The organism is Orlajensenia flava, from assembly GCF_004801905.1.
GTDB classification, from domain to species: domain Bacteria; phylum Actinomycetota; class Actinomycetes; order Actinomycetales; family Microbacteriaceae; genus Orlajensenia; species Orlajensenia flava.
This window is the reverse complement of record NZ_SSSN01000005.1, coordinates 380,338-394,060: the sequence shown is the minus strand read 5'-3', so window position 1 is coordinate 394,060 and position 13,723 is coordinate 380,338. Positions and strand designations below refer to the sequence as shown.

Below are 13,723 nucleotides of genomic sequence, written 5' to 3'. Positions count from 1 at the left end.
TCCCTTTTCATCGGTAGAGCCAGTACGTGCCCACGTAGCTGGTTCCGTCACTGGCGTACATGGGCAACGGCTGACCGTGCGGGTAGATCTCGTGTTGGTGGGCTAGCCAGTTCAAGTTGCTGCCGAGACCCGACGGCGCTGGCGCGAGTATCTCTGCAGATCGGATGTAACCCTGAACCGGTTTGCCGTGATCGTCTTCTCCAACGACGAAGCGAAGGTCGGGGAGGTTGGTGGCGTTCGACTCGGGCATGCCGAAGGTTTCCCCGGCTGCGTTGGTCGGGTAGTCGAACCGGGCGCGTACGACATATTCTGCGTCTATCGAGTACGTTCCACCAGGTGAGGCCGCTATCGAGACTGTTCGAGCGCGGGCAGGGCCGGTGACGTGGAATTCAGAAGTCAGGGTCGACGGGTGGCCCGGGTGGTCGCACGCCACGTGTGTCGGGTCGTTGGGATGGTCCGAGACGATCATCGTGAAGCTACCGGGCGTGAGACAAGTGAAGGTGACGATGAGGTCTGTAGGCGTGAACGCCGGCACCGGCACCGCGAGTGTTGTCGACTCGCTGATGACAGCGCCACTGTTGAGCATCCCGGTCGCAACGGCCCCACCGGCCGCGGAGAAAGCCAGCACTGCAGCGACAAAACCAGTCACCGCCCAGCGAGTTCTTCGAGCGCTAGGCTTCGCTGAAATCTCGACGAGGACATTCGCCCGTGCAGCATTGAGTAGATGTTGCATCTCATCGCCGGTCGGCGGCCCTTCAAACGCCGGAGAGTTCATGACTCCATCACCGCCCTTCTCAGCTTCACCCGGATCCGCTCAACCCTTTTAGCCAACGCGGCCGGGCTGACACCGACCGAGGCTGCGGCATTGTTGTAGGGAACCCCTTCGATCAGACACAGTTCACAGATCCGCCGGTCGATGTCACCGAGCTTCTCAATCTCAGACATCACCCACCGCAGTCGCTCCCTTTCCCCCAGGTGCTCCCGCTCTGCGGGATGAGCGAAGTCAGCAGGCAACTCGAGATGAGCCTCCTTCGCCCGCTTACGCGCGAGGTTCCTGGCATGGTTGCGGCACACCGCCAGCAACCACGGCAGTAGGGATGAATCGACGATGCTCACGCTCGCGCGGTTAGCCCACGCGGTCGAGAACGTTTCCTGCACCAAATCCTGAACATCAGCGGCATCAGGACGAAACGCCCACGCGTACCGCGCAACGACCTCAGCGTGACGGTCGAAGAGGGTGCCGAACGCCTGCTGATCACCGCGCGAAGCGAGACTGATCAACTCGCCATCGGTCGCTGACTGTGAAAACATCCCTACCCCCTCACCCTCTAAATGTCAGCGACGAGACGATCATGACATTTCGAGGCGCAGGGCACCCGCAGGGGGATCCTCAACCGCTGGGCACTAGGTGTCGGATGCGCGCGGCTGACGCGACATCAACTGCCCAACAATGGCCTGGAACCGAGGAATAGTTGACGGCGAGCAATAGTTGACAGAAGTCATCTACTTTTATATAGTTGACCGTCGTCAATAATTCTCAGGAGTTCCATGTCTCACGCAACATCGGCCCCGGGCGCCGTGACCAAGCCCGCTTCGGCTGCCGACGCGCCGATGAACCACCGCCAGGTGCTGCAGTCGCTGTCCGGCCTGCTGCTCGGCATGTTCGTGTCGATCCTCGCGTCGACCGTCGTCAGCAGCTCGCTGCCGCTCATCATCTCCGATCTCAAGGGCGACCAGTCCGCCTTCACCTGGGTCGTCACCGCCACCCTGCTGGCCACCACGGTCTCGACGCCCATCTGGGGCAAGCTCGCCGACCTGTTCAGCCGCAAGCTGCTCATCCAGATCGCGCTCGTGATCTTCGTGCTCGGCTCCGCCCTGGCCGGCTTCTCGCAGGACACCGGAACGCTCATCATCTTCCGCGTGCTGCAGGGCCTCGGAGCCGGCGGACTCGGCGCGCTCAGCCAGATCATCATGGCCGACATCATCAGCCCGCGTGAGCGCGGCAAGTACTCCGGCCTGTTCGGCGGCATCATGGCCATCGGCATGGTCGGCGGCCCCCTGCTCGGCGGCGTGGTGACGGATGCCTTCGGCTGGCGCTGGAACTTCTACCTCGCCCTCCCGATCGCCATCGCGGCCATCATCCTGTTGCAGGTCACCCTGCACCTGCCCAAGATCGTCAAGCGCGCGGTGAAGATCGACTACCTCGGCGCCATCCTCCTGGCCGGCGGCATCTCGATGCTGCTCATCTGGGTGAGCCTGGCCGGCTCGCAGTTCGAGTGGGCCTCGTGGGAGTCCTTCTGGATGGTGGGCGGCGCAGCCGCGCTGCTGATCGCCATGATCATCACCGAGTTCAAGGTCGCAGAGCCGATCATCCCGCTCAAGATGTTCAAGAACCGCACCTTCACCCTCGCGACGGTCGCCTCGATCGCCGTCGGCGTCGCGATGTTCGGCACCTCGGTGTTCCTCAGCCAGTACATGCAGCTCTCCCGTGGAGCCACGCCGACCCAGTCGGGTCTGCTCACCATCCCGATGATGGGCGGCCTGCTGCTCGCCTCGGCGTTCTTCGGCCAAGTCGTCAGCCGCACCGGCAAGTGGAAGGCCATCATGGTCTCGGGCGCCTCGCTCACGGTCGTCGGCCTGCTGCTGCTGAGCACGCTGCACTACGACACCAACCTCACCTACGTCGGCGTCTCGATGTTCGTGCTCGGCGCCGGCGTCGGCATGATCATGCAGAACCTCACCCTCGTCGTGCAGAACACCACCGAGGCGAAGAACATGGGCGTCGCTACCAGCGCCGTCACGTTCTTCCGCAGCCTCGGCGGCACGATCGGCGTCTCGGTGCTCGGTTCGGCTCTCGGCACGCTCGTCGCGAACCACATCAAGGACGGCATCGTCAAGCTCCCGCCGGCTGACCAGCTGGTCGCGGCCAAGGCCCTCGGCGGCGGCACGATCCCCCACGTGAACCAGCTGCCCGACGCCATCCGCGTCCTGGTGGAGTCGGCATACGGATCGGCGGTCGGCTCGATCTTCCTCTACGCCGTCCCGCTGGCCCTGATCACCCTCATCGCCATCGCGTTCCTGCCGAACAACAAGCTCGGCACGGTCACCGCCATCGAGCTCGCCAAGCGTGGAGGCGGAACCGCCGCCGACATCGTGGAGCGCGAGGTCGAGGACACCGAGGACGTTCTCATCGAGGTCGCCGCGGCCACGGCCGCACTGCCCGCGGTCGGCGAGGCCCACCCCATCGACGATGAGAGTCGCCGGCGGGAGCCCGTCGCCGCGACCGGTTCGATCACTCGGCAATAGGATCACCGTCATGATGACCGCAGAGCGCGCCGACACGGACGAGGCCATCGCCGACGTCGAGTCGCAGCTGAGCATGCTGTTCAGCCGGGTGCAGGCCGGATGGAAGGACTCGGCTGCCCGCGTGCATCCCGAGCTGCAGCCGGTCGGCTACAAGATCCTGGTGACGCTCGCCCACACGGGTGCGGCTCACGCCGGCGCGATCGGCGAGATGCTGCACACGGACAAGAGCGTGATGAGCCGTCAGTTGCGCAGCATGGATGCGCTCGGGCTGGTCTCGTCGCACACGGATCCGGCCGACGGACGCCTGCGGGTCATCGAGGCGACGCCGCTCGCGCTGGAGAAGATCGCGACGATCCGAACCTCCAATCGCGAGCGGCTGCGCGACATCCTGCGCACCTGGGATGCCGACGACGTGGAGAAGTTCGCCGAGCTACTCGGTCGCCTCACCTTCTGAGCCATCTCGATCCCGCAGTTCTTGCGGGTGCCGCCGCCGCTGCACCCGCAAAGACTGCGGGATCGACGCGTATCAGGGCGTCGGGACCGGGGCGGCCGGGACGGCGGCGGGGGTGGCCACGGGTGCCTTGGGCAGGATGACGGTGAACGTCGTGGCACCAGGTTCGCTCGCCACCGAGACCGACCCGCCCTGGGCGGTGACGACTCCGCGCACGATAGCGAGCCCGAGGCCCGTGCTTCCGGTCGCCCGGTTGCGCGAGCTGTCACCGCGGGCGAAGCGCTCGAACAGGGTCGCCGCGACGGACGGGTCGATGCCCGGCCCGTCATCCGTCACCGTGACGATGGCGGAGTCGCCGTCGTCCTCCAGGCCGACCCGCACGACCGTTCCCGCCGGCGTGTGCACTCGCGCGTTGGCGAGCAGGTTGATGAACACCTGCTGGAGTCGGGGTGCGTCGCCGAGCACCTCTAGTGGCTCCTCGGGCAGGTCGAGCTCCCAGACGTGATCGGAGCCGGATGCGTGCGCGTCTCCGACGGCGTCGACGAGCAGCAGGGTGAGGTCCACCGGCTCGCGGGCCAGCTCGCGACCCTCGTCGAGGCGGGCGAGCAGCAGCAGGTCCTCGACGAGGGCCGTCATCCGCACGCTCTCGCTCTCGATGCGGGAGAGGGCGTGGGCGATGTCGGGCGGCACCTCTTGGCCCGAGCGACGGGTCAGTTCGGAGTATCCACGGATGCTGGCGAGCGGCGTGCGCAACTCGTGCGAGGCATCCGCGACGAACTGGCGCACCTTCTGTTCGCTCTCCTGCCGGGACTGCAGTGCTGCGCCGACGTGGTCGAGCATCGAGTTGAGCGCCGCGCCCACCTGCCCGACCTCGGTACGCTCGTCGGCATCGGTTGTGGGAACGCGCTCCGCGATGGCGACGTCGCCCCGGTCCAGCTTCATCCGCGAGACGCGCTGGGCCGTCTGCGTCACCCGGGTGAGCGGCCGCAACGCGATGCGGACGATGTAGGAACCCAGCACGGCGACGATCACGATACCGACGAGTGCGACGAGCGTGATGGTGACGCCGAGTTGCGCGACCGTGGCGTAGACGCCGGCGAGCGGAACGCCGATGACGATCGTGCCGCCCGTCGGGTAGTACAGAGAGAACAGCCTGTACGAGCCGACAGAGCCGCCGAGGTCGACCGAATGCGGGTGACCGTCCACGGGCACTTGGGCCACGCGGTTCTGCTGGGCGTTCGTCAGCCCGCGGATCTCCGCCGCCGTGTTGATGTAGAGCGCGTCCTGGACGTCGCCCGATGAGTCCACCACGGCTGCCAGCGTGCCGACGGACTGACCCGGGGTGCGGACGATGTCGAACGCCCGCGGCAGCGAGTCGGGCCCGTAGCCCTGGTCCACCCGGAACCCCACCGCTGCGCTACCGCGCTGGATGGTGGATGCCAGTTCGGCATCCGTCCGTTGCATCAGGGACGTCTGGAGCACCAGTACGCTGACGACTCCGATGATCGCGCTGACGACCGTGAGCACCGCGACGACGGTCAAGACCAGCCGTCGGTTGAGTGTCCACGGCGCCCGCGCGGCCATCAGGCGGATTTGATCATGTATCCCGCACCGCGCACAGTGTGGATCATGGGGTCGCGACCGGCGTCGATCTTCTTGCGCAGGTAGGAGATGTAGATCTCGACGACACTGGACCGACCGCCGAAGTCGTAGCTCCACACTCGATCGAGGATCTGGGCCTTGCTGAGCACGCGGCGCGGGTTGCGCATGAGGTAGCGGAGCAGTTCGAATTCGGTGGCCGTGAGCTCGATGTTCTCTCCCGCACGGGTGACCTCGTGGCTGTCCTCGTCGAGCACGAGGTCGCCCACCTCGATGGTGGGGTCGGATGCGACGGCGGTGGTGAGCGTCGAGCGTCGAACCAGCCCCCGCAGACGTGCGACGACCTCCTCGAGGCTGAACGGCTTCGTGACGTAGTCGTCGCCGCCCGCTGTGAGTCCCTTCAGACGGTCGTCGAGCGAGTCCTTCGCGGTGAGGAACAGGACGGGGGCGTCGGGACGATCGGCACGGATGCGCTGCAGCACCTGCAGTCCATCGATGTCGGGAAGCATGATGTCGAGCACGACGGCGTCGGGCCGGAACTCGCGCGCGGCAGTGACGGCCGTCCGTCCGTCCGGCGCGGTGCGCACTTCCCAGCCCTCATAGCGGAGGGCCATCTGCAGGAGGTCGGTGAGGGTCGACTCGTCATCGACGACGAGCACCCTCACGGGCGTTCCATCGGCGCGGCGGATGCTGGGCGCGGCGACACTGCGCGCCTCGGTGAGATTGCTCGTCATAGCTCTCCAGTATTCGCTCCTGGCTATGAACAACCTATGTGCGAGCACGACGCACGCTGTGAAATGACGACCGAAGTCTGAAGGCTATGCGCCGGAGGAGTCGCTTCCGGAGACGTCGGAGCCGCCCGCGCCCAACGATTCGACCTCGCGCCGAGCCAGTTCGACGGCCCCGATCGACCCGGCGATACCAGCCGCGAGTGCGGCGAGAGCCCAGCCGGCGCCCCAGCGGGACTTGCCGATGGCGGCATCGAGCGAGAGCTTTCCGGGCCCGTCGGCCGTTATGGCGATGGCCGACGCGATCAGCAGCCCGTTGAACTCCCATCCGCCCTCGTGGTTGAAGAAGCCGTTCTTCCAGTGGACCTTGCGGATGGCGGTCAGCATCGCCGACGTCACCGCTGCGGTCGCCGCCGGGGTGCCCGCTCCGAGCGCTATGCCGGCTCCGCCGACGGTCTCGGCGAGGGCCACCGCCCAGGCGTTCCGCTTCGGAGGGAGCATCTGCATGCTCGCCATCATTCCGGCGGTGCCCTCGATGCCCGGTCCGCCGTACCAGCCCTTGAGCTTCTGGAGCCCGTGGGCCATGATCACGCCGCCGGTGAAGAGGCGCAGAACCAACTTTCCGCTATCCATGTCGGCCACGCTACGCATCCGCGATTCCTCCCAGAAGGGCTTGCCTCCGACCCGTCGTTCTGCTCAGCAGTGCGGCGATCGCCTCTGTGCAAGCGCATAGCCTCCCCCATGAATCGTCGAAGATCGGCTGCCTACCGTCGGGTCTACCCCAGAGAAGGAGCCTCATGTTCTTCACCTACCTCCGGCGCGAGCTCGCCGGACGGCGCAGGCAGACCGCCATCATCGCCACCGGCATGGCCCTGGCGATCGCGCTCGTCATCATCGTCACGTCCATCTCCGCCGGGGTGAAGAACGCGCAGGCGAAGGTGCTCGAGTCGGTCTACGGCGTCGGAACGGACATCACCGTGACGCAGACACCCACCGCGCCGACGACGGCGAACGGGGGACGCCAGCAGTTCCAGTTCGGTTCGGGAGAGGGCCAGACCACCGATGGGACGACCACGGTCAGCAGGTCCCGGTTGACGTCGGGTCCCGGGACGGCGACCTTCGACGCGACCGAGCTGGCGACCGTCAGCGGCGTGAAGAACGTCTCGGCGGCGGCCGCGACGCTCTCGTTGCGCAACGTCACGTTCAGCGGTCAGCTGCCGCAGCGGCGGCAGAGCGGAACCGACACGGGCGCGACCGGTGGGCAGACCGCGCCGACGGATGGCACCCAGGCACCCCAGGGCGGTCCCGACGGCGCCGGAGGTAGCGCCTTCGACGTGAACTCGTTCACAGTGCTCGGCCTCGATCCGGCTGCCGATGCCATCGGCCCGCTCTCGGCCGTGACCCTCGCGGATGGCCGGAGCCTCGCGAAGAGCGACGATGGAAAGGCCGTCGCGGTGCTCGACGCCGATTACGCCACGAGCGCGAGTCTCGCCGTCGGCGGCACCATCGACATCGGAGGGACGACGTTCACGATCGTCGGCACCGTGGCCTCGAACACGGCCGACTCGGCGAGCGCCTCGAACGTGTACATCCCGCTCGACATGGCGCAGAGCCTGTCGGGTGAGACGGGCAAGGTCTCGACCGTCTACGTCAAGGCGGCATCCTCGACCGACATCGACCAGGTGCAGGCCGACATCCAGAAGGCGGTGCCCAACAGCACGGTGTCGACGCAGGCCGACCTGGCTTCGAGCGTCTCCGGTTCGCTCGCCACGGCATCCAGCCTCGTCGCCGGTCTGGGTCTCTGGCTCTCGATCGCCGTGCTCGCTGCCGCGTTCCTCATCGCCATCCTGTTCACGATCTCGGGTGTCACGCGGCGCACCCGCGAGTTCGGAACGCTCAAGGCCATCGGCTGGTCGAACCGACGGGTGGTCGGCCAGGTGGCCGGCGAGTCGGTGGTGCAGGGCCTCATCGGCGGAGTGCTCGGCATCGTCATCGGCATCGTCGGCGTCGTCATCATCAACGTCATCCAGCCGACCCTCACTGGCGGCGCGAGCCAGTCGTCGTTCGCAGGCGGGCGCGGAGGCGCTGGCGGCACGGGGGCGGCGGCCGGAACCGGAAGCACCGGCGAGTCCACCCGCGGAACCGGCGGCGGATTCTCCGGACGCGGCTTCGGGGAGGCCGCTCGAGCCGCCGCAGCGACGACGAACGTGGTGCTCAATGCGCCCGTCACCCTCAGCATCCTCGTCATCGCGGTGGCGCTGGCCGTGCTCGGCGGGCTGCTGGCCGGGGCGTTCGGCGGATGGCGGGCGGCTCGCCTGCGCCCCGCCGAGGCGCTGCGAAGCGTCGCGTAGGCATCCGTTCACGAGAGCAAGGACACGTCATGTACACCCTCAGCAATGTCAGCAAGACCTATAAGCAGTCCAGCAGGACGGTGCACGCCCTCACGGACGTGAACCTGTCGATCGGCGACGGCCAGCACGTGGCCATCCAGGGGCCCACCGGCGGCGGAAAGTCCACGCTGCTGCAGATGCTCGGCGGCCTCGACCGGCCGTCGTCCGGCACCGTGATGCTCGGTGACGCGGAGTTGTCGCGGTTGCCCGACCGCAGGTTGGCGGGCATCAGGGCGAAGGAGATCGGGTTCGTCTTCCAGGGCTTCAACCTGATTCCGACGCTCACCGCGCAGCAGAACGTGGAGACGGCGCTCGAGCCGCTCGGCATCTCGGGCGAGCAGCGATCGAAGCGGGCGGCGGATGCGCTGGCATCCGTCGGTCTCGCCGACCGCGGCTCTCACCTGCCGAGCGAGCTCTCTGGTGGACAGCAGCAGCGGGTGGCGATCGCCCGGGCGCTCGTCAAGGAGCCCGACGTGCTGCTCGCGGACGAGCCGACCGGCAACCTCGACGAGGAGACGCGCGACGAGATCATGGAGCTTCTCGAGGGCATGCACCGCGACCGCGGGCTCACGCTCGTCGTCGTGACGCACGACTCGTCGATCGCCCGTCGAGCAGAGCGGCGCCTGGTGATCAAGCACGGGGCGGTGAAGGAGGTCTAGCGGCACCGCTGGACGTGGTGCCGCTGGTTGAGTAGCGAGCGACGGAGGAGCACGCGTATAGAAACCAGCCGGTCGCACGCGCGAGGGCCTCGATACGCGGAGCCGCTTCGCATCTGCGCTCCTCGACCAGCGGGTCAGACCGTGGCCGCCCCCGCTCCCGGGCGGGTGGGGTCGGCGGTCTCCTCGAGTTGGCGCACCGTCTTTTCGGTCTCGTCGGCGCCGTAGTCGGCCTCGGTCGTCTTGTCGATGCCATCCTTCACCTTGAGGGCGCGGAACAACAGGGTCAGCAGCACCGAGACGATCGCGTTGATGACGAACGCCGTGATGGCGATGTAGATCGGGATGGTCGTGAACGGGATCGGGGCGATCGAGCCGCCGAAGTGAGCGTGCGTGACCGGATTGACCACGTTGTAGGCCGCGATCGTTCCGTAGAGAATGCCCACCGCCCATCCGATGAGAAGAGCCCAGCGGTGGAACCACCGGGTGTACAGCCCGGCCACGATCGCGGGGAAGGTCTGCAGGATCCACACGCCGCCGAGCAGCTGCATGTTGATGGCGGCCGACTGGTCCATGAGCAGCACGAACAGCAGCGCGCCGAACTTGACGATGAGCGAGACCAGCTTCGAGACCTTGGCCTCGGTCGCGGGCGTCGCCTTCGGGCGGAACAGGTCGCGGTAGATGTTGCGGGTGAACAGGTTCGACGCGGCGATGGACATGATCGCCGCGGGCACCAGCGCTCCGACGGCGATCGCCGCGAGGGCGATGCCCGCGAACCACGACGGGAAGTTGTCGAGGAAGAGCTGGGGAACCACGAGCTGCGGATTCACAACCCCGTTGAGGTCGACGGGCTTGGTGCCCGCGGCGATCGCCACGTAGCCGAGGAGGGCGAGGAAGCCCAGCATGAGGGAGTAGATCGGCAGCACCACCGCGTTCCGGCGGATGGTGTTGCGACTCTTGGTGGACAGAACGCCGGTGATGGAGTGCGGGTACATGAACAGGGCCATCGCCGATCCGAGCGCGAGCGTCCAGTAGGCGTTGAAGCTCTGGGAACCCGGGATGACGGAGCCCGTCGGGAGGTTGGTCGCCGGGTTGACCGTCGCCATCTTGGTCTCGGCCGCCTCGAAGATGTGGCCCCATCCGCCGAACGCGTTCGGCAGGACGATGATCGCCACGATGATCGCGAGGTAGATCAGCAGGTCCTTCACGACAGCGATGGCGGCCGGAGCACGCAAGCCGGCCGTGTAGGTGTAGGCGGCGAGCACGACGAACGCGATGATGAGCGGCAGGTCTTGGAGGAACCAGTTGCTGCCGCCGCCGAGTCCGAGCACGGTCAGCACCGACTTGATGCCCACGAGCTGCAACGCGATGTAGGGCATGGTCGCGACGATGCCCGTCACGGCGATCGCGGTGGAGAGGGTCTTGCTGCCGTAGCGACCGCCCACGAAGTCGGCCGGTGTCACGTAGCCGTGCCGGTGCGACACCGACCACAGCCGCGCCATCAGCAGGAAGACGATGGGGTAGAGCACGATCGTGTACGGCACGGCGAAGAACCCGCTGACCGCTCCGGTGCTGTACATCGCTGCGGGAACGGCGATGAAGGTGTAGGCGGTGTAGAGGTCGCCGCCGAGCAGGAACCAGGTGATCCAGCTGCCGAATCCGCGACCGCCGAGGCCCCACTCGTCGAGCGTCTTGAGGCCGTCGGCGTTCGGGGTGCGGCGCCAGCGCACGGCCACGAAGCCGAGGACGGCGACCACGGCGAACAGCACGATCACGACAGTGAGCGCTACTCCGTCGACCGGGCGGCTCCCCGCGGCGGCCACCACTGCGGCGCTCATTCGGCGACCCCGTCGGAGCCCGTGGTTGAGCCCGCGACCGCCGCCGCGGCCCGCTGCTCGCGAGCCACTTCGCGTCGGCGGCGATCCTCACGGGTGACCACGACGTAGCAGATCCAGAGCAGGCCGGCATCGATCAGCACCCACATCATCTGGTACCAGTAGAAGAACGGGATGCCGAACAGCGCCGGCTGAGCGAACGCGTAGGTCGGCACCATCAGCGGCATCACGATGGCGATCACGAGCAGGGTGCCCGCGATGACGTACGGCGCGGGTCGCGCCGGTCCGCGGGTGGGTGTGCTGGGCATGCGATACCGCCTCCTGACAGCCGAGGGACGGGCTCTCCGCCGGACGCCACTGTCGAGCACGATGACGCTACTCCCACTGGCCCCCGGATGGGGGACTCTTGTCCACAGCGTGTCGCGACTGCTCTCATCCGAGGCGGATGTCGTCCGACACGATGGGATCCCGCGGCTCGCCGATCGACGGGAGACGCCAGCGGCGGTGCGAGGCAGAATGGACGGGTGACCGACACCCTGCTCGACCTCTTCGACACCGCCCCCGCGGTGCACGAGGCACCGGGGCACGGGTCGGCATCCGTCGCGATGCAGTTCTCGGCCGCCCATGACCCCGCCGTGCAGGCACGGCTGGCGGCATCCGTCCACCCGCATCTGCGTCGGATGGTGGCCGACTCGAGCAATCGCGTGGCGTGGTTGAAGGCGCGATCGCGGGGGATAACGGCAACGGATGTCGCTGCGCTGGCATCCCTGAGCTCGATTCGCAACGCCGCGTGGCAGAAGCTCCACGGCACCGGCTTCAGCGGAAACACCTACACCGACCACGGGCGGGTGCGCGAGCCCGAGATCGCCAAGTGGGTGCTTCGGGAGCACGGAATCATCTCGAGCAGCACGCTCTACCACGCGGAGGCCGAGAAGAGGCACCTGGCGACGCCCGACGGGCTGATCGTGCGGCCGAGCGGAGACCTCGAGCTCTGCGAGATCAAGACGACCTCGAAGCCGTGGCGGTCGATCCCGCGTCCCTACCTCCGCCAGGTGTGGTGGCAGCAGTACGTGCTCGGAGCCGAGCGCACCCTCGTGGTGTGGGAGCAGCACGAGGATTTCGTGCCCGTCGGCGCTGAACCGATGTGCCGCTGGGTCGATCGCGACGAGGACCAGATCGCCATCCTGGTGTCGCTGGCCAACGCCCTGATCGACGAACTGCACGCCATCACGACGCGCTGACTCGGCGCGACGATGCGGGGCAGACTGGGCCTATGACGATCGTTCTCATCCACGGGCTCGGGTCCGATCGGCAGTACATGCTCGATGTCTTCGGTCCGGCGCTCCCGGCCGGGGAGCGGGTTATCGCGCCGGATGTCCGCGCTCACGGTCAATCGACCCTCGTCGGCGGGCCCGAGTACTTCGCCCTCGACGCCCTCGCCGCCGAGGTGGCGAAAACTGTCGCCGACGTCCCGCGCGACCCGACAGAATTCGTCAACTCGACGGGAAGAGGCGGACGCGGCGACGCGGGAGGGCGCAGGGAAGGCGACGCGGGAGGGGGTAGAGGTTTCGACCCCATCACCGTCATCGGCGTCTCAATGGGCGCCGCTATCGCCCTGAGGATCGCCCTGCGGAAACTTCTGCCCGTGCGCCGGGCCCTGTTCGTGCGCCCGTCGTTCACCGACACGCCGCTGCCCCAGAACCTGCGCTCGTTCCCCGTGATCGGACAACTTCTCTCGGATGTCGGCGGCCTCGAGGGAGTCGAGCGTTTCCGCGAGAGCGGGCTGTACGCCGACGTGCGCGCGGCGTCACCGCTCGGCGCATCCGGACTGCTGGCGCAGTTCCGCTACCCGCTCGCCGTGGAGCGGGCCGTGCGGCTCGTCGAGGTGCCGCGCAACCGAGCGTTCGGGAGTGCGGCGGAACTCGCGGCGCTCGACCTGCCCACGGCGGTGGTCGGTGCGCGCCGCGACCCCGTGCATCCGCTCGAAATCGCCGAGCAGTGGTCGGCCGGCCTGGGGGCTCCGCTCACACGGTTGCCGGCACGCGACGACGGCGTGCCGGCTCAGCTCGCGGAGCTCCGGGCGGCGACAGGCTCCTGGTTCGCGTCATCGGACCGGTAGGGCCAACGGGTCGTGCTGAGCGCGCGGACGGCCACCCCCATGCCGCCGATGAAGGCGGCGATGGCGAGCACGTAGACCGTGACGGCTCCGTAACCGCCGTTGGCCGGGTTGAGGAACGGATAGGGGTACCAGCCCGCGATCGGGCCACGGATCAGCGTGTAGACGGCCCAGACCAACGGGACGGCCGGGATGACCCAGAACTGACGCCAGGTGATGCGGCGGCGGCCGGGTGCGAACACCCAGTCCAGCACCACGTAGAGCGGCGCCCAGACGTGCAGGATCTCGTTCGACCACGGAACCGTCGTCGCCTGGTCGAGCGAGATGTTGCGCAGCAGCAGGTTGTACACCACGAAGGTCGTCGCCATGTAGGTCGTCACCGATCCGTGGGCGACACTGAACCAGACCGGCTCGCCGCGACCGCGGAACAGGATGACCGCGCCCACCAGCAGCACGATCGCCGACAGCGCGTTGGAGAGGATCGTGAAGTAGCTGAAGAAGTTGACGAAGAAGAACGCCCGGTCGGGCACGAGCGACCAGCTCTTCGCGAACTGGCCGACGACCGCCGTGATGATGGCGGCGCCCGCGAGCAGGCGCAGGATCGCGAACAGCGGCTTCATGGGTATCCCTTCGTCAAGCCCG

Annotated in this window: 14 protein-coding genes; 6 read left to right on the top strand and 8 right to left on the bottom strand. The window is 67.5% G+C overall.

Translation table 11 applies throughout. The features are described 5' to 3' along the window. Positions 1-7: 7 nt before the first annotated feature. Both E6C70_RS09645 and E6C70_RS09640 read right to left on the bottom strand, forming a co-directional pair. The gene (locus E6C70_RS09645) at positions 8-775 is read right to left on the bottom strand and encodes a hypothetical protein (protein WP_136424309.1); all 768 of its coding nucleotides are present in this window, start codon (positions 773-775) and stop codon (positions 8-10) included. Next, positions 772-1,311: an RNA polymerase sigma factor gene (locus tag E6C70_RS09640; protein ID WP_136424308.1), complete on the bottom strand. Its 540-nt coding sequence runs from the start codon at positions 1,309-1,311 to the stop codon at positions 772-774. The genes E6C70_RS09645 and E6C70_RS09640 overlap by 4 nt, the downstream gene beginning before the upstream one ends. A 300-nt stretch (positions 1,312-1,611) precedes the next feature. Here E6C70_RS09640 and E6C70_RS09635 point away from each other — a divergent pair, with 300 nt between their 5' ends. Both E6C70_RS09635 and E6C70_RS09630 read left to right on the top strand, forming a co-directional pair. After that, positions 1,612-3,306, top strand: coding sequence for an MDR family MFS transporter (locus E6C70_RS09635; RefSeq protein ID WP_136424409.1), 1,695 nt, complete (start codon positions 1,612-1,614; stop codon positions 3,304-3,306). A gap of 10 nt (positions 3,307-3,316) precedes the next feature. After that, positions 3,317-3,760 (top strand): MarR family winged helix-turn-helix transcriptional regulator, encoded by a 444-nt coding sequence (locus E6C70_RS09630; RefSeq protein WP_168770906.1) that lies wholly within the window; start codon positions 3,317-3,319, stop codon positions 3,758-3,760. A 72-nt stretch (positions 3,761-3,832) separates the two neighbouring features. Here E6C70_RS09630 and E6C70_RS09625 read toward each other — a convergent pair whose 3' ends face one another. The 3 genes from E6C70_RS09625 to E6C70_RS09615 all read right to left on the bottom strand — a co-directional run bounded on the left by E6C70_RS09625 (position 3,833) and on the right by E6C70_RS09615 (position 6,717). Beyond that, entirely contained in the window at positions 3,833-5,341 is a 1,509-nt protein-coding gene (locus E6C70_RS09625; RefSeq protein ID WP_136424306.1) for a sensor histidine kinase, read from the bottom strand. After that, positions 5,341-6,090, bottom strand: a complete 750-nt coding sequence (locus tag E6C70_RS09620) for a response regulator transcription factor (RefSeq protein ID WP_136424305.1) — start codon at positions 6,088-6,090, stop codon at positions 5,341-5,343. Before E6C70_RS09620 ends, E6C70_RS09625 begins: the two co-directional genes overlap by 1 nt. Before the next feature lie 84 nt (positions 6,091-6,174). Next, positions 6,175-6,717 carry a DoxX family protein gene (locus tag E6C70_RS09615; protein ID WP_207670086.1) on the bottom strand — a complete coding sequence of 181 codons (543 nt, stop codon included), beginning with the start codon at positions 6,715-6,717 and terminating at the stop codon, positions 6,175-6,177. 164 nt (positions 6,718-6,881) lie between these two features. Here E6C70_RS09615 and E6C70_RS09610 point away from each other — a divergent pair, with 164 nt between their 5' ends. Then, positions 6,882-8,435, top strand: coding sequence for an ABC transporter permease (locus E6C70_RS09610; RefSeq protein ID WP_136424303.1), 1,554 nt, complete (start codon positions 6,882-6,884; stop codon positions 8,433-8,435). Positions 8,436-8,464: 29 nt separating this feature from the next. Next, complete coding sequence (locus E6C70_RS09605; protein WP_136424302.1) at positions 8,465-9,133, top strand: ABC transporter ATP-binding protein; 669 nt, start codon at positions 8,465-8,467, stop codon at positions 9,131-9,133. A 134-nt stretch (positions 9,134-9,267) separates the two neighbouring features. Here E6C70_RS09605 and mctP read toward each other — a convergent pair whose 3' ends face one another. Together mctP and E6C70_RS09595 are read right to left on the bottom strand one after the other, a co-directional pair. Then, positions 9,268-10,968 (bottom strand): monocarboxylate uptake permease MctP, encoded by a 1,701-nt coding sequence (gene mctP / locus E6C70_RS09600; RefSeq protein ID WP_136424301.1) that lies wholly within the window; start codon positions 10,966-10,968, stop codon positions 9,268-9,270. Further along, on the bottom strand, positions 10,965-11,273 hold the full coding sequence (locus tag E6C70_RS09595) for a DUF3311 domain-containing protein (protein ID WP_136424300.1): 309 nt from the start codon (positions 11,271-11,273) through the stop codon (positions 10,965-10,967). The genes mctP and E6C70_RS09595 overlap by 4 nt, the downstream gene beginning before the upstream one ends. 372 nt (positions 11,274-11,645) lie before the next feature. Between E6C70_RS09595 and E6C70_RS09590 the strand changes: the two genes are divergently transcribed. Then, positions 11,646-12,206 carry a YqaJ viral recombinase family protein gene (locus E6C70_RS09590; protein WP_235833385.1) on the top strand — a complete coding sequence of 187 codons (561 nt, stop codon included), beginning with the start codon at positions 11,646-11,648 and terminating at the stop codon, positions 12,204-12,206. Positions 12,207-12,238: 32 nt separating this feature from the next. Further along, the gene (locus E6C70_RS09585) at positions 12,239-13,084 is read left to right on the top strand and encodes an alpha/beta fold hydrolase (protein WP_136424299.1); all 846 of its coding nucleotides are present in this window, start codon (positions 12,239-12,241) and stop codon (positions 13,082-13,084) included. Here E6C70_RS09585 and E6C70_RS09580 read toward each other — a convergent pair. Further along, entirely contained in the window at positions 13,027-13,701 is a 675-nt protein-coding gene (locus E6C70_RS09580) for a Pr6Pr family membrane protein (protein WP_168770905.1), read from the bottom strand. The genes E6C70_RS09585 and E6C70_RS09580 overlap by 58 nt on opposite strands. Positions 13,702-13,723: the final 22 nt, after the last annotated feature.

Excerpts from the sequence above, each read along its gene's own strand:
- E6C70_RS09645 (WP_136424309.1), bottom strand. The coding sequence starts at position 775 with ATGAACTCTCCGGCGTTTGAAGGGCCGCCGACCGGCGATGAGATGCAA.
- E6C70_RS09580 (WP_168770905.1), bottom strand. The coding sequence starts at position 13,701 with ATGAAGCCGCTGTTCGCGATCCTGCGCCTGCTCGCGGGCGCCGCCATC.
- E6C70_RS09625 (WP_136424306.1), bottom strand. The coding sequence starts at position 5,341 with ATGGCCGCGCGGGCGCCGTGGACACTCAACCGACGGCTGGTCTTGACC.
- mctP (WP_136424301.1), bottom strand. The coding sequence starts at position 10,968 with ATGAGCGCCGCAGTGGTGGCCGCCGCGGGGAGCCGCCCGGTCGACGGA.
- E6C70_RS09635 (WP_136424409.1), top strand. The coding sequence starts at position 1,612 with ATGAACCACCGCCAGGTGCTGCAGTCGCTGTCCGGCCTGCTGCTCGGC.
- E6C70_RS09585 (WP_136424299.1), top strand. The coding sequence starts at position 12,239 with ATGACGATCGTTCTCATCCACGGGCTCGGGTCCGATCGGCAGTACATG.
- E6C70_RS09640 (WP_136424308.1), bottom strand. The coding sequence starts at position 1,311 with ATGTTTTCACAGTCAGCGACCGATGGCGAGTTGATCAGTCTCGCTTCG.
- E6C70_RS09615 (WP_207670086.1), bottom strand. The coding sequence starts at position 6,717 with ATGGATAGCGGAAAGTTGGTTCTGCGCCTCTTCACCGGCGGCGTGATC.
- E6C70_RS09595 (WP_136424300.1), bottom strand. The coding sequence starts at position 11,273 with ATGCCCAGCACACCCACCCGCGGACCGGCGCGACCCGCGCCGTACGTC.
- E6C70_RS09605 (WP_136424302.1), top strand. The coding sequence starts at position 8,465 with ATGTACACCCTCAGCAATGTCAGCAAGACCTATAAGCAGTCCAGCAGG.
- E6C70_RS09620 (WP_136424305.1), bottom strand. The coding sequence starts at position 6,090 with ATGACGAGCAATCTCACCGAGGCGCGCAGTGTCGCCGCGCCCAGCATC.
- E6C70_RS09610 (WP_136424303.1), top strand. The coding sequence starts at position 6,882 with ATGTTCTTCACCTACCTCCGGCGCGAGCTCGCCGGACGGCGCAGGCAG.
- E6C70_RS09630 (WP_168770906.1), top strand. The coding sequence starts at position 3,317 with ATGATGACCGCAGAGCGCGCCGACACGGACGAGGCCATCGCCGACGTC.
- E6C70_RS09590 (WP_235833385.1), top strand. The coding sequence starts at position 11,646 with ATGGTGGCCGACTCGAGCAATCGCGTGGCGTGGTTGAAGGCGCGATCG.